Genomic DNA, 21,553 nt, shown 5'->3' with positions numbered 1-21,553 from the left:
ATTCAAACCGAAGTACGACAACAATCAAAGAATCACCTGCTACATGTAAAAAATGAGCTAAATCCACATTAATAACTCATTGTAGATAAATTATTACCCTTGCAATACCCTCTTAAATTTAATTATAGGGGGTACCGCCACGTTTCTATTAAGCTAAGGCTTTCATATAACCCCTAAATGAAAAAACACAATCTATTCTTTCTATAAAAACATAAGAATAGATTGTATTTTTTATGTCTAAATTTATATTTAATATTCAAATGTATTTCAGTCCTATAGGTTTCCTACATAGAAGAATAGAATTTTATCTATTTATAGTGACTTTTAAGCATTGCAAAATAGAATTTATATATTTATATAGCATTCTATTTAGTTTAAAAGTAATTTATATTATACTTGTAATAAATGGATATGTGATATAACAATATGGAATGAACTTTCATATTAAATTTATCAAAAAAGAAAGAGGAAAATGAGAGATGAAAATCAGTTCAAACATAAATAACAGGTTTTATCCTTTAAATACTACAGTTTTAAATAATAAATCTCTAAGTACTACAACTTCACGTATAGTAAACAATAATCAAAAATATATTCCTGAAAGTAAGACTAGGGATAATCAACTTTCCGAAAAAAATATAGAACAACATATCAATAACAAATATAATGCAATTAACTCACAGGGTCTCAGTATATTTGAATTTCTTAAAATGTTATTGGATAAAGGTGTACCTATGTCAATAATTACAGAAATATTGGTGGGGATGTTAGAGGGGCATAGTAAGAAGAATGAAGAAGCGGAGAAAGAGACAGAAAAAGGAACGGAGAAAGAATTGGTAAAAGGATTAGAAAAGGGAATAGAGAACGAATTAGAAAAAGGGTTAAGTAATATTCAGAAAAAATAACAATTTTTAGATTTTTATGAGAGTGTAATATAAACCGTGTAAGTAACCTACCATCCTAGGTAGTGGGGTGCTTCACGTTTTTTTTTCTAAAATTATTACGAAGGAGTGGTTACACTTGTGGTTAGAAAGAAAAGAGATTCAAAATCCGTGAAGTTGGCTCAATCAAACTGAATTGAAGAATCGCTGGATGCAGATTTTTGGCGAACTCAAAACTCGCGGTGTCGAAGATGTATCCTTCATCTCTATCGACGGAGTTTCGGGTCTTGAAGATGGCGCGCTCGGGCTATCTTCCCACAAGTTGTCGTACAGCGTTGTATCGTTCATTTGGTGCGTAATTCACTTCTCTATGTGCTAAGTAAAGATTACAAGGAATTCTGTAAAGATTTGAACAAATTCTATGGTGCTTCATCACTCAAAGCGAGCCACGTGGCGTTTGACGCATTCGAGAAGCGTTGGTCGCGATTGACGTGTGGAAACGCAACTTCTCGCATGTCGAACAGTTCTTTGACTACGGCTCTGACATTCGCAAAGTTATATATACGACAAACGCTGTCGAAAGTGTCAATTCAAGTTTCCGTAAGGTAACGAAAAAAGGCACTTTCCCGAACGAAAATGCCTTACTAAAGGTTCTGTATTTACGTGTAAAAGAACTCCAAAACAAATGGAATGGCGGTCATATCTGTAATTGTTCAATGGTGTTGAATCAACTTATGGTTAACGATAAATTCTCCAAACGTATTGAAAAATATAGTATTTACCTACCGTAATTTAAATACTTCATTTGTTCGATAAGATAATTTGATATATCTGTGTTAGTGCCATTCCGCAAGAGGAATTCCACTAAATCTTGCTTTTGAAGAACAGGATTAATAACAGCTCCATCTAGCTGACTTAGGATCTCAACGATGCCATGATGTGAAAAACTCTTGATTGCTTTAAAAAGTTCTGCATCACGTTTCTTTCGCTTGGCGGATTCTTCAGGGTACCCAGTATTGAACGGTTCTTCAAATAGTTTCTCAAGCGTGAAGCGAAGATTTAATTCGCCCGCCCAACCGAAGTTCAATCCAAGTGGCAGTGATGCACAGTTTCCGTTATTTATCCTACCGAATAGGAAAGCATCTGTTGGAGTTGGCAGATAACCGCTAATGACATTCGGAAGTGTATTACAGGCAATCGACATACCAACACCGCTACTACATCCAGTGACGACAAAATCAACTGCATCTGAATTTAGAAGTAGACCAACAGCTAAGGACACTTGGATATAACTTAACTCGGATTCTTCAACTGTAACACCAAAATTGAGCACTTCATATCCATGCCTCGCCACAGCCCTTTTTGTCTCTTCAAAAATCAGTTCATTTTTGCTAGTTTGGGTACTTGCTTGTATCACCGCTATCTTCATTCTTCCACGACCTTTCGATTTAATTATCACACAAACCGAAAGTCAAAAGAAGATAAAAAAGACAGAAGCGATCTTGCCTTAATATTTGCTATTCTATGTGTTCGTTTCAAAAACTTACACAGATTTCTTGACAATCCCTTTTTATCTTATCAAGTATTCAAAATTCTTTTTAAATATCTACTTTTCTTTTGATTATTTTTCTTATTCTTCTTTAAAGTGTAAAAATACGATATTCTTTCTGTAGAATTATGGGAAAGGATGGCGTTTTTTATGCTTGTTTCTGTGTCTGACTAATTACAACTATTTGCCCAAGCAAGAGATTCAAAGTGCCCTATCTCAAAATGCCTTACGGGTTCTTGCTAGAGATGCTGGTTTTGTACAACGAACCAGTAAGTACCAAGCAAAAGATTTAGTCGCTTTATGTATATAGATGAGTCAAAATATCGCTACAACCTCTACTATGATTGACGTTGTATGAGCTTAGCTTGATAGTGATGGCGGTACCCCTTGTATAAGAGTTTGTTTTTAAACCATTCTGCCTCAATAGTATCCTGATATTACAAAAAAGAACTAAGATATTTCATCCTAGCTCTTTTTTTAGCAATATCAACTTATTATTTATATTCCTCAATCATTATTTTACTTCATTGGCAACAAAGAAATGTTCACATACACTTGAAATACGTTTTAAATCCACATTGCCACCTGAAATAACCGCTACTACTTTTTTACCCTGTACATATTTATCAACTTTGCCTGCAAGAAGAGCGGCTGTGGCTAATGCTCCCGCCCCTTCTACGACAGCTTTTCCGCGTTGCAGTAAGTCTTTCATCGCTACTTCTAATTCTTCTTCCGATACAGTTACAATGTCATCTACTAGTTTTTTTACAATTTCAAAGGTTAAATTTCCAGGTGTTTTAACTGCACAACCATCTGCTATTGTTGGGGCATTATAATGTGATACAATTTCTCCAGCATCATAAGAAGCTTTCATACCGTGTACGTTTTCAGCTTGAACCCCAATAATATTAATAGAGGGATTAAATGATTTCAGTGCTACAGCAATTCCTGAAATAATACCTCCCCCACCAATAGGTACTATGACAGTATCAACATCCCACATATCATCTAGAATATCTAAGCCAATTGTCCCTTGGCCAGCCATTACTTCTACATCATCATATGGATGTAGGTATGTTTCGCCTGTTTCTTTTATAATCTCTTCACATTTCGCTTTTGCATCATCAAACGTATCACCGTATAAAATAACTTCAGAACCATATCCTCTTGTCGCATCCACTTTAGCTTGCGGTGCAGAGGTCGGCATTACAATTTTGCTTTTAATTTTGAGTAAATGGGAAGATAATGCAACACCTTGTGCATGATTTCCAGCTGAACAAGCGATTACACCACGTTCTTTTTCTTCATTTGTTAGTTGGGAAATTTTATTAAATGCACCACGAAATTTGAATGACCCAGTTAACTGCATGTTTTCTAACTTTAAATAAATTTCTCCACCGGTTTTACTGGTTAAATAGAAAGATTTAACCAAAGGCGTTTTTCTAGCATTTCCATCTAAAATTTTTTGTGCTTTTTTTATATTCTCAATGTTCAGTGGTAAAATCTCATTACTCATACTAACACTTCTTTCAATGGCTTATAATCTAATTCTAGTGTTGTACCTAAATTCTCATAAGTTATTGTACCCTTGTAAATATTTACCCCCGTCACCAAAGCCGGTTTATTTTGGATTGCATTCTCTAATCCATTTTTAGCTATTTCTAGTAAATACTCAATATTTCCATTTGCTAAGGCCATGGTAGAAGTACGTGGAGTAGCACCAGGCATATTGGGTACTGCATAGTGGATCACATCATGTTTAACAAATACAGGATTATCATGAGTTGTATAATGATCAACTGTCTCTACCGTACCACCTTGATCTATTGCAATATCCACAATGACACTTCCTGGCTTCATAGATTGAACCATATACTCTTTAACAATTTTAGGAGGGCGAGATCCTGGTATTAAAATTGTTGAAATAAATAAATCTGCTTCTTTAATCGTTCGCTCTAAATTTTCAGTATTAGATTCAATTATATTTACTTCTTCTGTTGCGTATTGCTTTCTTAAATATGCAATTCTTTCTTGATTAACCTCTAGGATTGTAACACTACATCCAATTCCAATTGCCATATCACAGGCATTAGTTGCAGCATTTCCTCCACCTAAAATAACTACATTTCCGGCAGGGATTCCCTCAATACCTGATAATAAAATCCCTTCTCCTTGATGTTGTTTTTCTAAATAATATGCTCCCATAAATACAGCACGACGCCCAGCAATTGCACTCATTGGCTTTAATAATGTCAAAACACCATCTTCGCTAATTGTTTCTCCTGCAATTGCAGTAGTACCAGCATTTCTCATTGCTTCTACGCATTCTTTCGACGCAGCCAAATGTAAAAAACCCCAAATTATAAGATCTTTTTTAAAGTAACGATATTCTTCAGGTAATGGTTCTTTTACTTTAACTACCATATCGACTTCCCAAGCTTCTCCTTGTGCTACTAAATTTGCACCTGCGCCTGTATATTCATCATTGGTATATCCTGATCCAATACCTGCATCTTTTTCTACTAAGATTTGATGCCCTTCTTCAACTAACTTCCGAACATTTTCAGGAGTCATTCCTACACGTGCTTCTCCCTTTTTTATCTCTTTAACTACTCCAATTCTCACTTCTAACACATCCTTTTGTAAGCAATATAATACCTGGGATTAAAAAAGTAATACATGATTTACCAAACTTATTATGTCCATTCATGTTATTTTTATCGCCAAACTAGCTTTTAAGGTAGAAAACATTCAATATCAATTATTGTTATATGGATATGTAAACATTTTTGAAATCCTAGGTAATATTCCTCCTTCCAAAAGTATGTGGAATTGATTCGGCGACTAAAGAGACGATGCACTGAAAGAATGTATGTACTGAAATTGTCGCGATAACAACATTGCTACTTGTATTAATAACAGAAACTGTATTAGAATTCACATTGGCAAAATAATATATTAACTAATTCAGTCAATGATGACCTCATAAACGTAGATTTAAATTAAGAAACCTCTTTAGAGAAAAAACCCCTAATTAGGGGCTGTTACTGTGCTTTTACAACAAGGCTATTCAAGAAATTACGAATTGAAGAAGCTTGAAAAATACGTAGGCTAAAAGAGCTGATATTATAATACTTTTCAGTAATTATAAGTATTGATGGAAAGTATTTAGATTCTTTTGGCTGCCAAGATTCGTTATGCCATTCCTGACTGTGGAAGTATAATTCATACCTATTTATTTTATCTTGCATAACTTTTTTGCTGTAAACTGACCTCTGGACCTCAATGAAGAATGGAGATCTACGCCAAATTGTAAATGCATCAGGTTCCATGAATTCTTTACCGTACTTTGGCTCCACTTTAAACAGTTTAGGTTTTTCATAATAGATAAGCTGTTTATACACATCTACTATGCCAAGAAAGTGGGGAATCTTTTGACTAGTTTTGCGAAGTGTGCTGGATTGAGGGAAGTAAATGTATGGTTGTTGCGAGATATTGGCATCCACATGACCATCCCTTCTTAATCGCTTCATCACTGTATTACAGCATGTCACCGCATTCTTTAATCCTTGAAAATGCAAATCAATAATGTCATCACGAGACATGCATCTAAAACGTTTCAAATTGTTTAGTATGGCTTTGTCTCTATTCCTCATAATCTAACACCCCGAATAATTGATTTTCTTCTTGTGGTGGGTTTTGCAACTTTATATTCTCTTTCGGAACACGATAAGGTTCAACTATCTTCTTGGCTTTACTTAATTCTAAAAAAGGAGATTGTACTTTCTTTAATCCATTTAACTTTAATATCATTTGGCCAGATTGCTCCAAGCGTTCTGAACCAGGAGTACCCATAATATTACTGTTAATTGTACTATCACATTTAAAGCCCATTCTAACCGTCATATTGAGCTTTAACTTACCATCCAACACTTTTGCATCAGGGCGTTGCATACTTAGCATTAAAAAAACTCCAAGTGCCCTTCCGACTGCCGATATTTTTTCAACTATAGACATACATTCTTTTTCATCTTGCAACATGACCACTTCGTCGATAGCAAGTAAGATATATGGTTTCTGATTATCAGGATTTAATTTGTTGTATTCGTCAATATGATCTACTTCATACTCTTCCATCAATTTTCTACGTTCGCGTATTTCCTTCCACACTTTCTGCAGCATAATCTTCATTTCTATTTCTTCCATGCAAACCTCTTTTACGTGTTTCACCCTTCGCAAGAAATGAAATTCGGAATTCTTCAAATCACCCAGGTACAAATGTAATTTATCAGGAGACATATATTGAATGAGTGTGGACAGTACAACGCGTACCATACTACTTTTTCCGCTCCCTGTCTCTCCTGCAATTAGAAGATGCGGCGTGTTTGAAGCAATCATGTCATACGTAATCATATTTCCAAATTGGTCACGCCCTACAATTACGGGAAGATGATGTTGTATAAGTAATGGTTGCCACTTCTTATAACTGTAATTGTATGCTTGTAGCCCAGCATCCGAATGAAACACATTAAGTACAAACCTTTTAATATCACCTTCAATTGCTACATTACGCCCTAATATTTGTTGAAAGCAAAACCACTTCTTTTCAATGTTTTTCGGATCTAATCCGTTTGGAATGGTAAATATGTATCGAACCTTTTCTTTCGAGGGAAAAATGTCATGTATCTTCGGGTAAATGGGTACTTTTCCACCTCTTGTTTGATGGTCTACATATAAGCCTGCCTTTACAAATACCTCTATAAGTCGATTCTTCAAACTTTGTTTATGAAGCCAATCCTTTAAAATCCCCATGTAATTTCCTCCTTAAAACATCTCCACAATTTGAATGAATACATAACCAATGAAACAAACTCCACCTATCCTCATTCCATGATATATTCCATCACTTAAAAGTTTCGCTGCTGCAACATGATCGTTTTTCACAAGATGCTTTTCTAACAACGCCCCTCCAATTGTCGTTACTCCTAAAGCTCCTAAAGAGATAAATGTAGTTAACATATAAATTTCCCCTTTATAAACAGAATTTTGAATGTTGATGATACCTGGGCTTACAAACTCAGAAATTTGGTAGAGTTACCTTGATAGCTACTTTGGTAGCAACCTTGATACATCTTATTGTGAATAGCTTGTACAATATGCAAATTTTTCTTTGCAATTGCGTATAGTTTTTTGCATTTTGGACAAGGATGATTAAAAAAGATTATGGAGGAGATTAGCGTGTGGGGTAGAGGTATTGGGAGACATAGAACAAAGCTAGCTAAATTTTTAGCTAGCTACGATTACTCAATTCAGGATTTTTCTAAAGCTAGTAAAGTAAACAGAAATACATTAGGCCAACTGTGTAATGACAAGGATTATGTACCATCACCAAATACAATGCAAAAAATAATGAAGATAGTTAGAAAACATGATTCTCGAAAACAAGTAACTGACTTTTGGCATATATAAAGAGATTGAACTACCCCCACTTTCACTTCGTTTAGAAGTGAGGGATTCCTAAGTAAAGAGTTCTATCGAACTCTAATTGATTAGGCTAACCCCGCAGTCCTTGCGGTTAGAAGCCTTATCGCTTCATTTTTTAGATTGATACTTGCGTTAATATCCCTATCATGGTATGTACGACAAGAAGGACAGTCCCATTCACGTAGGTTTAGATTTTTAACGTCTTTATTTTGATATCCACAACACGAACATAATTGGCTGGAAGCAAATGTTTTCGATACGACAATGACTTGTTTGCCATACCATTTTGCTTTGTATTCCAACATGGATCGAAATTGCGACCAAGATACCTCACTAATTGCTTTTGCTAACTTATGATTCTTTAACATATTTGATACTTGCAAATCCTCTATACCGATAACATCGTGGTTTTTGATGATTTCAGTTGAAATTTTGTCCAAGTAATCTTTTCTAGCATTTGATATGTATTCATGAATTCTAGCTACCTTTACTCGTTGATTATTCCAACGAGAAGATCCTTTCATTCTTCTAGAAAGAACACACTGTGCTTTCGCCAATTTCTCTTCTAATGATCGGAAAAACTTCGGATTTTCATAGTGTGTTCCATCTGACAAAATAGCGAAATCTTTTAGTCCTACATCTATTCCAATGTAAGAATGTGTTTTCGGAAGTTCTTGTACTTCTGTTTCAACTAATAATGACACAAAATATCTACCAGAAGGGTTCCGTCTAACTGTAGCATTTACAATACGCCCCTCTACTTCGCGACTTTTGGCAAATCGAACAAGGCCTAGTTTTGGCAACTTTATTTTGTTCCCTACAACGGCAATGTTTTCATTTGTTTGTTTTGTGGTATAAGATTGTACGTTGTTCTTCTTAGATTTAAAGCGCGGTGCGCTGTTTTGTTTTTTGAAAAAGCGTGTATACGCATCCGCAAGGTTGCGAACAGACGACTGAATCGCAATACTATCCACTTCTTTTAGCCAAACAAACTCTTTCTTTATGGCAGGAAGTTTGGCAGAACATGTACCATATGTTAAACCTTTCCCAGTTTCTTTATATGCGTGATCCCATAGGGATAGGAAATGATTGAATACAAAGCGAGAACAACCTATCGTTTTGTTAATTAGAATTGCTTGTGCTTGATTTGGATAGATACGAAATTTATAGGCTTTATTAATTATCATTTGATTCACCTCCATTTCGGTATATGACTATTATATACCAAACGTACATTCGATGGATAGTGAAGTAACACTTTATGTATGTCGAACAATTAAGATGGCTTCTTGCCATCCCTTGTTCGAAGCCAATTCATCTCCCACCTACTCACTTCGCGTTCCTTGAGGAAGGAGTCTTCTTGGCTAAAATAATAAACTCTTTATATATCATTCCTTATGCAAGCTTAATATTAATTTTTATAGGGATACGGTAACGATTCCTTATAGGCATGTCCTTACTGCCCTCTCGTTCTCGCACTAAGCCTTAATTAATTTTTTAGTAGTGGAAGATTGTTTTCTTTTATTAAATCATAAATGAATTTTTCTAATACACTTTCAGCTGCTTCTCGCATTTGATCCGGTGTTGAATCATTAAACACCTTTTCTATCTCTCTAAGTAGTTGTTTTAAAGAATTGTTTTCCTTGCTATTTTCCAGGGATTCCTCACCTAACCCTTGAACAAATGTACTAATAACAATTATCTTTTCCAATTTAGTTAGTTCCATCTCTATGTCTCCTAATCAGATTATCATTCTCATCAAACACGACCTCTCCCCTAATTAATAAAGAGTTACAAAAAGTCTTGTTGTTATGACAAGATATGCATAGATATTGTCGATTCTCATGATTTAAGTATTATATATATCCTGTGGTCTAACCTTAACGATATGCTCAGAAACTTCCCTAAATCGTATAATTTTCATAATAGACAAGTAAAAGTCTCTAAAGGTATTACTTTAAATTCAAATCACACGTTTGTTAGGATCTATAAATCCACACTAGAGATAAAAAGTGGATTTATAGATCCGTATTTTGGGACAAATTTACCGGCTGAATTAACAGAAACTTTGTGTTACTCTGAACTTGTTGAATATCCCAATACATTCAACAATGCTCAAAATTGCATATTTACTATGCAACCATCCACCCAGATACCTTAGTTAATACTTCTCCCTAATTGTCGTTATTGCTTAGGTATCTTTTTAGATGCCCTGTGTGCAGGGCTTTTTTCTCTCAGTGATAAAGCTATTTCCCCCTTGATATAATCCATTTTTTTAGTACACTTTCTTAACAAAATTTAGATTTGGTATTTTTACTACCATTTACTTTATATACAGATTTTAAGTTTTGAAGTTTTCCCCTTACGATTTTGAAATCTTCTGCTAAAATCTAAACATATTTTTGCGATCACTAAACCAATATATAAAAATTAAGTAAAAGACTTTTATATCATTTTAAATGGTTGCCATAAAGATAAGGCAAATATCCAAGTAGGATCTCCATTTCCTTGATAGCTTTGAACCGCTTCATAAAATTTCCCTTGATACTCTACTTTATCGCCCTTTGTATATGCCTTCTTTGGATCCCATTTTTCATACGTTACATTTTGACTCTTTGTTGTTACTGTAAGGATGTTGCTTTGAACCGAGATATTTCCAGCCGTATCTACAGCCTTTACAGTATATTTATATTCTTTATTAGCTGTAAGGTTTTGATCAGTAAACTTTGTTTCTTGTACTGTTTGAATTAATTGTCCATCACGTAACACTTGATATTCTTTTACACCCACATTGTCTGTAGAAGGATTCCATTTTAGCTCTACACTGTCTGATGCAACATTGCTTGCATATAATCCTTGTGGTTGTGTTGGAGCTTCTGTGTCCGGTTTTGGATTAACAATTTGATTTACTTTCTTCAGGCCATCCTTTGTAACTTCATATATTACTTTTTTATCAAAGCTTTCGCGTTTATTATTATCCAGATTTGTTAATGTCGCTCTCTCTCCACCTTCTAGGTGTGTAAGCTCAATAAAATTGCCTACTTTTACTGGGACTGTTTTTGATTCAGCATTTTGTTTGTTATTCCCATAAATCTCTTTGTTATATACCACTTTACCTGATGTATCCTGTACTTTAATACTTGCATACGTGCTATCAAAATAATTGTGTGGTGTACCTGCTATTAAACTAACTTGCAATTCTTCTGTTGATTTATTTAAATCAAGTTTTGCAAATTCAAAATCTCCTATACCCTTCATCGACCATGCAAACCGATCCCCTTCTAAAATGTTTGGAGATTCATTTTTGATTTTCACCTTTTTTTCCACAGTTTGATCAAATATATCTGTTAATACAATTTTTGCATAAGTATTTGTTGGTAATGATATAGATTGACTGATTCCATTTTGGTAAGATTTAATATCATTAATTACGTTAATCGGTTGGCCCGTCATATTTTCATTATTATAAATTTCAATTTTTCCCTTAAATTGAGGTGTACTACTATCTTTTAATTGCCAAGTTATATTTAATTTTTCATTTTCATAATACATAGACTTTACATCATAATCTAGTTTTCCTATTTCAGGTTGGCTAGGTTGATTTAACGTAAATGTTTTTCCTGTTCCAATAGTTGATCGAGAGTCTCCCCCAGCCTTAAACCAAAGATATTCTGAAGTAGCTCCCCCATCCCAATTATTATTCAATGGCTCTTGCCCCTCTATTGATTGAGTATTCCAAGATGTCCATTTTTTATCTGAGATATTTCTTCCATATCCATTTTTTACACGTGCCTCTCTTACATCTTGTCCATTACCAAGCCAGTCTTCTTGAAACAGCGTTTGTCCATAGTTAAATGTAACGTTAGGAACTGGAAAGTCCATAATCCCAATAAGCTTCCATTGGTTTTTTGAAACATCTTTTAACCACTGTCCAAATTTTGTGTGTCCATTCTCTTGCCAAGAACGCATTGTCATACGATACCAATTATAATTCTTCCAATCATATGTCGTCTGAATTTTAAGACCTGTTCCTTCTCCACCAAAATTACTTGCAACTGATGTAGGTGATACATATTCTGCTTTTATCGCTTCCTTAGAAGAAATAGGATCCCAAACTGCAAAGTGCAAAGTACGCTTTCCATTTTCATCAAAACCGCTTTGTTGTTGGAATCCAGCATAACCACCAGCTTCTCCCCCCTGGTTCCAGTTATGTACAGCCCAATATGTATAAGGTGCTGTTTGAACAGGAGACCAGTCTATACTAATAATATCTGAAGAAACACTATTTTTAGGTGTAACATAAACTCCTGGAGCAGACGCCGCCTCTATGATAGAAATTGATGAGCCAAACATCGAAAACATCGTACTAGCTGCTGTAATTGCTAGGATTTTTTTGACGCCATTTCTTGTTCTTTGATTGAACATAATTTCCCCTCTCCTCCTTCGTTATTAATAACTATTTAAAATAATATCTCTATATATACAATTGAACAAATTTCTTATGAATGTAGTACTATCTTAATGAAATGGATATATTTAATTTTACTTTCACTGTTATTTAATAGGCAATTGTAGTATCTTATTGTAAATTTAAATTACATATCGCCAAATTCATCCTATTAACAATAGGAAAAATTCATAAAAATAAAAATATTTCATAGCTTTTTAAGCACTTATTAATAAAAAAAACCCATTTTTCTAAAAATGAGGGCGTAATGAGTTAAAGATCTTATAGTTTAGTTTCTATATCTTACTTGTCTAATAAATATTGAATTCATTTTTAAGTATTTGATGATATTGTTTCTCTGTTATTTCTTTTTTAGTTTTCTTTCCATGCCGGGTTTCTGTAAAACTTTGCTTAGTAAGCGCAATATGCCCGTGTTCAATTAATTTGCAAATAATATTCCCCTTATTTACTGGCGATTCTGGATGCTCTATAACCATGTTTTGTATAGCATTTACTTTCTTTTCATTAATTGCATTTAAATAAAAAGCATAACCGATAGACCAGGTATCACTAAGATCTGAATCAAAAAAATGTGAAGTTTCTCCATTTTTTCCTTTTTTCATTTCTAATACATGGGTTCCTTTCTCCGTATTTTGTTTACGAACACGATATTCGCCCGTTACAGAAGTCACGCTGGCACCATTAAAAGGTACAGGATATAAAGGAAGATAGGATGCGAAACCCGCATCAATTATATAGTTTTGATTTTGATGTTGTAAAACGATAAGTGCGTGGCCATCATCAGGGTTCCACTTTCTTGTTTTTGGATCATAAAGAGTTCCAGCTATTCGATACACATTAAATCCACAATCACACAAAAAATAATATAATAAAGAATTAATTTCATAGCATAATCCGCCACGTTTCTTTAAAAGTAACTTTTCTTCAATGTTTTCTCTAGAAAATTTTTTCGTATTTCCTTCCATAATGTCTATGTTTTCATAAGGTAATAAGTGCCCCATCTGTAAAAGAATTGTATGTAAATCTTCAAATTTCACATTTTCTCTTGGTGGAATTTTTAATTTTGAGAAAAAATTTTTTTGTAATTCAGTTAACATTATATATCTCCTCCATTTACAGAAATCATATATATACCTATATATTACGACCATTAATTATTTGTGGCGTACAGCTTGAATAATACACTTTAGAAGAGTGTGTAGCACTAAATATTAGCAGACATTAAGGATCAAGTGCTCAAAAACCCCTTAATATTTATTCAAATGTATGTTTTTAATATTTTGGTATCTGTACTAATCCCCCAAAGCTGAGTTGATAAGAATTTTAAATGTAATGTCTAAAAGTGTACTTTATGATAAATCGAAAAATAGAGAATCTTAGATGCAGCTATTTTTCAGATAAACAACTATATAGCCTTTAACCCTTCTATTTATACATATAATACTCTTTATATCGTTCAAACCTCGATTTTTTTGTTTTTGCTGGTATTATGGGTGATCTTAATGTTTTAGAGGGTGCTGCTTGCTTTGGCATTTCTAATACTCCACGTTTCTTCAGCTCTCTATACAAACTACTCACTTTGCACCCTACTATTTTCGCAATATCTGGATATTCAGTCCCTTGATTAAATAATTGAACTGCTTGTTTACATCTTTCATCCCATTTTTCTTCTGTCGTTCGATTTTTAACTGATTTTTTGTCTAGCTTGATACACTTTCTTTCTAGATTCCCCTGCTCGGCATTATACTCTTCTGTATCTCCTTGACGATTACAATGCTCCTCCCTCTGTAATCGTATCATTTGTGCTTTTTTCGCAACTTCTTTCATGTTTCATTCACCTCATTTTGTTTGATAAATTTTCACACCCTACTGCGTTATCTGCAATTCCTACTAGTATTTCAGATAATTCTTTTAAGAAAGCCATTAATACTTCTATTCCATATCCCTTCTATCACAACTTTTAATTAATTATTTACAATCCAAATTAAATTAGCTGTTTACTCAAACTACTTACGTAACATCCAAATTGGTATACATTTTTTATATGTAAATATCCATTCCTTCTTGATGGCAAATAAAACAAAAATTTCTTTAAATCTTTATTAGTGATAAGTTTTAAAGAACAGTCCATCTTGGTTATAGTTTTACATAATTGTAAACTATAGTAAATTGATATTATTGATATTGAATATTCTTAATATTAATTCTATTTATACACCTCAACAAACAAAACATTATTATTAATTTCTACCAGTTTTTGTAAACATACTAAATTATCGCCTTTTTATGGATTTACACACCTTAAATTTATATATTGTATTTTTATAGTATTAATACCTTTTTGTATTTAATATTTCTTTTACGAATACAGGTAATCTATCAAATATAGTGAATCTGAATAAGGGATATGCAGTTTATACATCTTCTTTAATTTCTATAATTACTAATTCAGAAAATATATAAGTAACCAACTATTTATCAATGTGTATAACAATTGCCCTCGACTCTTCAAGTAACCCATCAAAATTAATTTGTCTTTCAATAATTCCCTTTAGGCGTTCACCTACTTTTTCAAAAAGCATCTTTATCTTGAATAAATCCTTTTTACGTTCAAATAAATATTTTGTTCAAACTTGTGCGTGCACTAAAAAAATACAAGTGATTTTATCAGAGTCACCTTGAATTTCTTGCACACCTAGTGGAAAGAATCCGTTTTTTACTAACGGGTTCTTTTCATTATTCGTCATACTACAACTAGATTGTTACATTTTTTTACAGCTCACCCATACTTGAATAAATATTCCGTTCTTATAGATCCGTAAATCCTCTTTTCTTTAATGTTTTTTCGTTATTTGAGTCTATTCATGTAAATGTATTATTTATTTTCCCCGTATTCAATCGCCTTTGAACCTGTTGGTATAAGGTTTCTCTAGAAGTATAGTCTAGGATACATAGGATTTTTGTGTACAAAAGAAAGTATCGTAATTTCAACCAAAAACCATTTATTTACCTATGTTAAGTTTCTAAATTTGTATTGATAATTCTTGGCTTTAGAAGTATTCTATACATATTCAAACATTTGAAGATGTATAGAATACTTCTGAAATGTTAAATGTAAATAAATACTAGAGGTGTTTTAATGGGAACTGAAATGCAACAATTTAAAGCAGATTTCTTTAAAGCTTTATCGCATCCTTTACGAATAGGGATTTTGGAAGTTCTATCAGAAGGGGAAAAAAGTGTAAATGAAATTCAAAGCATTCTAAAAAAAGAAGGTTCTGCAGTTTCTCAACAATTAAGTGTATTGCGAGCGAAAAATATTGTTGTTGGCACTAAAGATGGAAAACGAGTATTATACTCCCTTCGAGATCCTATGATTATGAATTTATTGGTGGTTGCGCGGAAAATTTTTAACAATCATTTAATTGATACAATTTCTATGTTAGAAGAGCTAGATGAAGCAAAAAGCGAAATGGTAAAGGAGGAATACATTGAGCAATGAGGCTAAAAGAGAAGATATCATCCAACATGGAATTGAGATATTTCACTCTATAGGAGCTCATCACGTTTGTAATGTTTGCATTAAAAGTGGATATTCTTGTTGCTTTTCATGTCAACATTTACAAGATGGTATTGGATGTCAAAAAAGGAATACAGCTTGTACAGCATGGTTATGCGGCATTCAGAACTTTTTGTTTGATCAAATAGGATTATTAGAAGAATGGAATAGTTTTTGGGCTGATATTCCGGGACAGATGTTTCGTAGAGATATTACCCCAGATAAAGTAAAAGTCACATCGTTTATTGATACGAAAAAGCTAGATAGTCGGGCTGGAGAACTTCTAGCAGAAAAATTACAATTCCATGTACAACAAGGTGGAGATATAGGGAAACTAGAACGTCATTTAAGCAAAACCTATAGTAAATATTAGGATGTCGTTCTCTTTTATGAAAATAAAAATCTCCTGTATAAGCAAATTGAAAACACATTTGTAATCCGGGTTTATTAAAAATAGAAAAGAAGGGTTTGTAATGAGAGGTTTATTTACGGGAAGGTTTAAAGGATATTCATTAGGGCATTTTCAAAAAGATCTTCTTTCAGGACTGATTGTTGGAGTTGTTGCGATTCCTCTTGCTATGTCTTTTGCTATAGCTTCTGGTGTAAAACCAGAGTATGGAATATATACAACATGTATTGCAGGAATACTTATTTCTCTATTTGGTGGTTCAAGGTATCAAATTGGAGGACCTACAGGTGCTTTTGTTCCCATACTTTTAGGAATTGTCATTACTTATGGGTATGAAGATTTACTACTTGCTGGTTTACTTGCTGGAATTATCTTATGCCTTATGGGAATTTTCAAATTAGGTTCGCTGATTAAGTTCATCCCACGTCCTGTAACAATTGGTTTTACGTCAGGTATTGCTGTTATTATATTCACTGGGCAAATTGCTAGTTTTTTAGGTTTAACAGGCATAAAAAAACATGAGGCTTTTATAGCAAACTTGAAAGAAATCAGTACTCATATCGGTACCACTAATTTTTATAGTGTAGTGACTGCTCTGATTTGCTTTTTCATTATACTCATAACACCCAAAATTTTGCCAAAACTACCCGGTTCATTAGTAGGTATTGTGATTTCAACTGTAATTGCAACTATATTTTTCTCAGGTCATGTGCCTACTATTGGTACAGCATATGGTACGATTCCAAATGCACTACCGCAATTCAATATACCTGAGATTACAGTAGAACGTATCCAACATTTAATTGGCCCTGCATTTGTTATTGCTATGTTGGGGGGCATTGAGTCTCTTTTATCTGCTGTTGTTGCAGATGGTATGACAAGTAGTAAACATAACAGTAATAAAGAGCTTATTGGTCAAGGAATTGCTAATATTGTTACTCCGTTATTTGGAGGAATTCCGGCAACTGGAGCTATTGCGCGCACAGCAACTAATATTAAAAGTGGAGCTGTTTCACCCATGTCAGGTGTGATTCACGGATTTTTTGTGTTATTTACACTTCTACTGCTAGCTCCATACGCTTCGCACATCCCACTTGCTACCATGGCTCCTATTTTAATGGTTGTAGCTTGGAACATGAGTGAGCAAAAGCATTTTGCTCATATACTTAAAATGAAGACAGGGGATTCTCTTGTATTATTGGTAACTTTTTTCCTCACTGTATTTACCAGTTTGACAACAGCTGTGGAAATCGGTCTTATTTTAGCTATTATTTTATTTACAAAACGTATGAGTAATATGCTTGTCATGTCAAAAGTTCTTCCTGATCATACAACAAAGAATGAAAAATTATTACCGCATGTGGTAAATAAAGCTCATGATTGTCCGCAAATTAGTATTTATACAATAGAAGGCCCATTATTTTTTGGAGCTGCACAAACTTTTGAACAAAACATTTTAGCAACGATTCATTATAACCCTAAAATATTAATATTACGTATGGGCAAGGTTCCTTTTATTGATACAACAGGCGAATCCTACTTTAGAAATATTGTTCAACATTTTAAAAACCAAGGTGGCGTACTTCTTATTTCGGGGACACAATCAGAGTTGAAAACAACACTAACTAAAAATGGATTATACGCTGAGATTGGAAAAGAGAATTTTTTTGATCATACAGGAGACGCAATTAACTGTGCTTTAAGACATTTGAATACAGCAAAATGTGAAGGGTGTAAGCATTTTGCTTTTCATGAATGCGCTCAGCTCTCCCAGCAAGGCCAGGATATTAATACAATCAAAAACAAATCAAATGCATTAGAATTTTAAAAAATATATTTTATATACAAATTTACTTGTTTTGAATTACTCTTTTAAATATTTTATTACAAATAGAAAAGGATAATATTTAATTTAGTGAATGCGAAGAAAATTTTTATAAAGTTTGAACAAGAAGGATTTTCATACATTCAAAAAATGATCATTGCACAGCAAGAAGAGAATATATTCCTTACATTTCAATGCAAAAAAAATTGTACAACTAGTACCCTTTCAATAGATGATAAAAAGAATTACGAAAAAGCTATATTGTTTTTTTCTCATGTTTCTGGTGGTGTAATTATATGGGGAATAGATTCAAATAAAAATAATAATGGTGTTCACATAGCTAAAAAAATTCAACCTATCTCTAATGGAAAAGTATTTTTTAGTAATCTAAATGATTTAGTATTTAAAAATTCGAACACTACAAACCAGGATGTTAAGAATACATATATTCCTTTTCCTAAAAAAATAAACCGTGGACTTGTAATCACCTATGTCCCCAGGAAAGACTATCTGTTAAAACTTAATGACTACTATACAAAGACCAGGGATAACTTTGCAATGATGATGGGACAGATTCTATTAAATGATATGTTAGAAAATAAAAAATTATTAAGGGAATCACTATAAATCATGCATATAAAGGAACCCTCTTGCTTTTACAAGAGGGTCTCACTTTACATTATTTTATTTCGGTATAAAGATAAATAGAAAACTGTCATTTGAATAAAGAAAACACTAAATACAATGTATAAGGGATATCCTGGAATATACATATTAAAAATAGGAGAAAGCACTAAAAATCCAATTGCGATGATTAACACATACCATACTGAAACAAATGCTGTACGACAAGCTCTTTCAGTAATTAACTTTTCACGTTCGTCTTCTAGGGGAAACAATAGTGGATACATCAGATATGAAAGGGCGTTATATTTCTTCCGCTGTATTTTATAAAAAATTGTTATTACAATACCTATAACTAATAAGAATAAGACTGGTGTAATATTTAATGATACTTCAAAGGCTACTTTCTTAGCTTCAATAATATTGGCAAGTTCTATAATGCTGTAATAAAGTTCTATGAATACCCAACATGCTAATGCCATAATAAGTACATTAATCACATAAGAAATCATCAATCTATTCATCCTCTTCTTCCTCCTTATTTAATACAAACACTTCTTCCATCTTCAAATCAAACACATCACAAATTGACAATGCTAGTAATAATGAAGGGACGTAATCCCCTTTTTCAATTGCTGCGATCGTTTGCCTCGTCACTCCAACTTTTTCAGCTAATACACTTTGTGTGAAATTAAAACGAGCTCTAATTTCCTTTACTTTGTTAAAAATAGTCAAGTTCACCACCTCTTACCCTCAATGTATACCATAATTAACAAAATGTAAAGTTAACTTAACATTCATTCCGTTAAAAATCCAATTTTATAAAAAGCGGTACCACCACACATTCATCAATTTAAAAATTTTATAGTGCTCCTAAAACAAAACGCAGATTCCGTGCTCTAAGACTAAATTATTTGATATAGCAGTAAACTTCAAATACTCCCCACCTTCCAATAGAATCAATTAATAAAATGGAAAAATCAAGTGAACTCTTGCTGTTCGAGTCGTTTAGGTACCCGAAGCTCACAAGAAAAAGAAGGAACCATATTTAAATCTTAGGAAAGAGATAAACATTAGAAAAACTGTCATTAAAAATTCAAGTAAACTCTCTAAAAAGTTTTACAATTAAAGCACAGAGACTTTAAAATAGGAGGCACCAATTTATGAATCGAATTGAACGTGAAGAGAAAACAATTAGCATTATGATTGATATGTATTGTAAAAACGAACATAAACAAAATACTGTATGTGAAGAATGTCAAAAATTAAAAGATTATGCTTATTTTCGTTTATCAAAATGTCCATTTCAAGAAAAGAAACCAGCATGTCAAAATTGCAAAATTCATTGTTATAAACCAGATATGAAAGGTTTAGTTAAGGAAGTTATGAAAAAAAGCGGACCGAGAATGATCTTAAAACATCCATATCTCACGCTCATGCATGCTGTTGACACAATGAAGAATCCTCCTAGCTTACCAAATAGAAAAAAGTATAAAAAGAAAAAACGGTTTGTCTAACAAATTAGTTTTTTCTTTTTAGTCCTTTTCGACTAAAGAATTCTATATAAGTTTTAAACAATCTTCTTTTTCAAAATGCATTCATTTTATGTACCAGAGAACAAGGATTTGTAGACTATATTTAATCAAATCTTTTTTCAAAGCTACAAAGTCTAATAGAGCTTATCTATCACTATATCAAAGTAACATTTGCATTCTTTATTTTGACCATTTAATCTAATTAGATTAATATATTGATATAAATATTTTAAATTTTTATAGGAGGTCATATCTTGGCAAAAAAGAAACGTTCTTCAAAAACACAAAATGTTCAAAGCTGTAACCAAGGAAATTCAAACACTTCTTCTGTATCAACTGAAAATACTAACTCAAAAGAAAGCAATATGATTCTTACCACATTTAATCAAGCTGCTATTATAGTGCTAGTATTTACAGCTTTAGCCTACGCTTATGCTGCTTTATTTAAATATGGATACCATAGTTATTATGATTTAATCGATTATTCTTTATTAAAAATAGATACAAGTGATTTAACTCGATATTTTTTGGAAATATTTCCTTGGTTAGCAACTACTTTAGCTATTTATATTTTTGCAAGATATGTTTTCCTTATACCAGAATTACTGTTAAAGCGGAAAGGAGTTAAAAGTAAAATAATTCTATCATTGATGATTTTATTCTTTATCAGTCCTCTAATAGGGTGGGTCTTTATAATAGATATATATAGTAACTGGTACATATCAATCTGGTGTATTATTTATGTATTTACATTGGCATATTATTATCTTCCTCCCATTGTACAAAAATATATACAGGTGATTTTATCACCATTTAAACCATTTAAAACAATTGCAATTATAGTTTTTATTTTGGTGTTAGGGTTCATTTCTTTTAGATTAGGTGCAGAATCTGCTGAAAGACAAAGGAGATATTTAATCTTCAATCAAAACAATCAAGACCAAATTGTAATTAGCAGTAGTGGTAATTACTTAATAACCGCTCCTTTCAATAAGGATAAAGGAACAATAGAACCAACATTCTATGTTATGCCTATAAAAAATCAAATAATCTTAAAAACAAAAAAACTATCTAAAGCTCTAAAAGTTGCCTCAGTATATGAGAAATATTAATACGTCAAAAACACCTTAATGCAAATAAGGTGTTTTTCATATATTTCTTACTACAAATATGAACGATATTATGCTTTTTGCAGTTTTAAATTTAATCAAGTCTATTG

Annotated in this window: 21 protein-coding genes and 2 pseudogenes; 10 read left to right on the top strand and 13 right to left on the bottom strand. The window is 32.8% G+C overall.

Going from position 1 to position 21,553, the window contains the following annotated elements; translation table 11 throughout:
* The first annotated feature begins 479 nt into the window (after positions 1–479).
* Together NST86_RS30685 and NST86_RS30680 are read left to right on the top strand one after the other, a co-directional pair.
* Positions 480–905, top strand: coding sequence for a hypothetical protein (locus tag NST86_RS30685; RefSeq protein ID WP_086392975.1), 426 nt, complete (start codon positions 480–482; stop codon positions 903–905).
* 166 nt (positions 906–1,071) lie between these two features.
* Positions 1,072–1,672: pseudogene (locus NST86_RS30680) on the top strand (transposase); the annotation flags it as partial.
* On the opposite strand, the gene NST86_RS30675 reads toward NST86_RS30680, so the two are convergent.
* Entirely contained in the window at positions 1,660–2,310 is a 651-nt protein-coding gene (locus tag NST86_RS30675) for an RpiB/LacA/LacB family sugar-phosphate isomerase (RefSeq protein ID WP_086392974.1), read from the bottom strand. The pseudogene NST86_RS30680 and the gene NST86_RS30675 sit on opposite strands and share 13 nt — an antisense overlap.
* A gap of 270 nt (positions 2,311–2,580) precedes the next feature.
* Between NST86_RS30675 and NST86_RS30670 the strand changes: the two are divergent.
* Positions 2,581–2,737 (top strand): annotated as a pseudogene (locus NST86_RS30670) (IS4 family transposase); the annotation flags it as partial.
* Between the two features lie 207 nt (positions 2,738–2,944).
* Here NST86_RS30670 and tdcB read toward each other — a convergent pair.
* The 5 genes from tdcB to NST86_RS30645 all read right to left on the bottom strand — a co-directional run bounded on the left by tdcB (position 2,945) and on the right by NST86_RS30645 (position 7,449).
* Positions 2,945–3,946 carry a bifunctional threonine ammonia-lyase/L-serine ammonia-lyase TdcB gene (tdcB, locus tag NST86_RS30665; RefSeq protein ID WP_086392973.1) on the bottom strand — a complete coding sequence of 334 codons (1,002 nt, stop codon included), beginning with the start codon at positions 3,944–3,946 and terminating at the stop codon, positions 2,945–2,947.
* A complete protein-coding gene (ald, locus tag NST86_RS30660; RefSeq protein WP_086392972.1) occupies positions 3,943–5,055 on the bottom strand; it encodes an alanine dehydrogenase in 1,113 nt (370 codons plus the stop codon). The genes tdcB and ald overlap by 4 nt, the downstream gene beginning before the upstream one ends.
* A gap of 419 nt (positions 5,056–5,474) precedes the next feature.
* Complete coding sequence (locus NST86_RS30655; RefSeq protein WP_029960618.1) at positions 5,475–6,086, bottom strand: replication-relaxation family protein; 612 nt, start codon at positions 6,084–6,086, stop codon at positions 5,475–5,477.
* On the bottom strand, positions 6,076–7,242 hold the full coding sequence (locus NST86_RS30650) for an FtsK/SpoIIIE domain-containing protein (protein WP_086392971.1): 1,167 nt from the start codon (positions 7,240–7,242) through the stop codon (positions 6,076–6,078). The genes NST86_RS30655 and NST86_RS30650 overlap by 11 nt, the downstream gene beginning before the upstream one ends.
* A 12-nt stretch (positions 7,243–7,254) precedes the next feature.
* On the bottom strand, positions 7,255–7,449 hold the full coding sequence (locus tag NST86_RS30645; RefSeq protein WP_000958229.1) for a hypothetical protein: 195 nt from the start codon (positions 7,447–7,449) through the stop codon (positions 7,255–7,257).
* 204 nt (positions 7,450–7,653) lie between these two features.
* Between NST86_RS30645 and NST86_RS34980 the strand changes: the two genes are divergently transcribed.
* Positions 7,654–7,899, top strand: a complete 246-nt coding sequence (locus tag NST86_RS34980) for a helix-turn-helix domain-containing protein (protein ID WP_003254726.1) — start codon at positions 7,654–7,656, stop codon at positions 7,897–7,899.
* Between the two features lie 80 nt (positions 7,900–7,979).
* On the opposite strand, the gene tnpB is transcribed toward NST86_RS34980, so the two are convergent.
* From tnpB to NST86_RS30620, 5 genes are all read right to left on the bottom strand, one after another.
* The gene (gene tnpB / locus NST86_RS30640; protein ID WP_086392970.1) at positions 7,980–9,101 is read right to left on the bottom strand and encodes an IS200/IS605 family element RNA-guided endonuclease TnpB; all 1,122 of its coding nucleotides are present in this window, start codon (positions 9,099–9,101) and stop codon (positions 7,980–7,982) included.
* A 302-nt stretch (positions 9,102–9,403) separates the two neighbouring features.
* Complete coding sequence (locus tag NST86_RS30635; RefSeq protein ID WP_086392969.1) at positions 9,404–9,640, bottom strand: hypothetical protein; 237 nt, start codon at positions 9,638–9,640, stop codon at positions 9,404–9,406.
* 719 nt (positions 9,641–10,359) lie between these two features.
* Positions 10,360–12,339 carry a DUF3472 domain-containing protein gene (locus tag NST86_RS30630; RefSeq protein WP_086392968.1) on the bottom strand — a complete coding sequence of 660 codons (1,980 nt, stop codon included), beginning with the start codon at positions 12,337–12,339 and terminating at the stop codon, positions 10,360–10,362.
* Between the two features lie 333 nt (positions 12,340–12,672).
* Positions 12,673–13,479, bottom strand: a complete 807-nt coding sequence (locus NST86_RS30625; RefSeq protein WP_086392967.1) for an arylamine N-acetyltransferase family protein — start codon at positions 13,477–13,479, stop codon at positions 12,673–12,675.
* A 328-nt stretch (positions 13,480–13,807) separates the two neighbouring features.
* Positions 13,808–14,209, bottom strand: coding sequence for a hypothetical protein (locus NST86_RS30620; RefSeq protein ID WP_050822715.1), 402 nt, complete (start codon positions 14,207–14,209; stop codon positions 13,808–13,810).
* A 1,312-nt stretch (positions 14,210–15,521) separates the two neighbouring features.
* On the opposite strand from NST86_RS30620, the gene NST86_RS30615 reads away from it, so the two are divergent.
* The 4 genes from NST86_RS30615 (at position 15,522) to NST86_RS30600 (ending at position 18,802) form a co-directional block, all read left to right on the top strand.
* Positions 15,522–15,884: an ArsR/SmtB family transcription factor gene (locus tag NST86_RS30615; protein WP_025966368.1), complete on the top strand. Its 363-nt coding sequence runs from the start codon at positions 15,522–15,524 to the stop codon at positions 15,882–15,884.
* The gene (locus NST86_RS30610) at positions 15,874–16,314 is read left to right on the top strand and encodes a hypothetical protein (RefSeq protein WP_000064032.1); all 441 of its coding nucleotides are present in this window, start codon (positions 15,874–15,876) and stop codon (positions 16,312–16,314) included. The genes NST86_RS30615 and NST86_RS30610 overlap by 11 nt, the downstream gene beginning before the upstream one ends.
* Before the next feature lie 100 nt (positions 16,315–16,414).
* Positions 16,415–18,178: a SulP family inorganic anion transporter gene (locus NST86_RS30605; RefSeq protein ID WP_086392966.1), complete on the top strand. Its 1,764-nt coding sequence runs from the start codon at positions 16,415–16,417 to the stop codon at positions 18,176–18,178.
* Between the two features lie 75 nt (positions 18,179–18,253).
* The gene (locus NST86_RS30600) at positions 18,254–18,802 is read left to right on the top strand and encodes a hypothetical protein (RefSeq protein ID WP_086392965.1); all 549 of its coding nucleotides are present in this window, start codon (positions 18,254–18,256) and stop codon (positions 18,800–18,802) included.
* A gap of 47 nt (positions 18,803–18,849) precedes the next feature.
* Here NST86_RS30600 and NST86_RS30595 read toward each other — a convergent pair whose 3' ends face one another.
* A complete protein-coding gene (locus NST86_RS30595) occupies positions 18,850–19,323 on the bottom strand; it encodes a DUF2178 domain-containing protein (RefSeq protein WP_065229953.1) in 474 nt (157 codons plus the stop codon).
* On the bottom strand, positions 19,316–19,534 hold the full coding sequence (locus NST86_RS30590; protein ID WP_000151822.1) for a helix-turn-helix transcriptional regulator: 219 nt from the start codon (positions 19,532–19,534) through the stop codon (positions 19,316–19,318). Before NST86_RS30590 ends, NST86_RS30595 begins: the two co-directional genes overlap by 8 nt.
* Positions 19,535–19,962: 428 nt before the next feature.
* Here NST86_RS30590 and NST86_RS30585 point away from each other — a divergent pair, with 428 nt between their 5' ends.
* Positions 19,963–20,316, top strand: coding sequence for a nitrous oxide-stimulated promoter family protein (locus NST86_RS30585; protein ID WP_025966372.1), 354 nt, complete (start codon positions 19,963–19,965; stop codon positions 20,314–20,316).
* Between the two features lie 272 nt (positions 20,317–20,588).
* Positions 20,589–21,446: a hypothetical protein gene (locus tag NST86_RS30580; protein ID WP_086423972.1), complete on the top strand. Its 858-nt coding sequence runs from the start codon at positions 20,589–20,591 to the stop codon at positions 21,444–21,446.
* Positions 21,447–21,553 lie beyond the last annotated feature (107 nt).

The sequence above is a fragment of the Bacillus sp. FSL L8-0199 genome (assembly GCF_038005705.1).
Taxonomy (GTDB): domain Bacteria; phylum Bacillota; class Bacilli; order Bacillales; family Bacillaceae_G; genus Bacillus_A; species Bacillus_A cereus.
The sequence above is the reverse complement of the archived record's forward strand: the minus strand, read 5'-3'. Positions and strand labels throughout refer to the sequence as shown.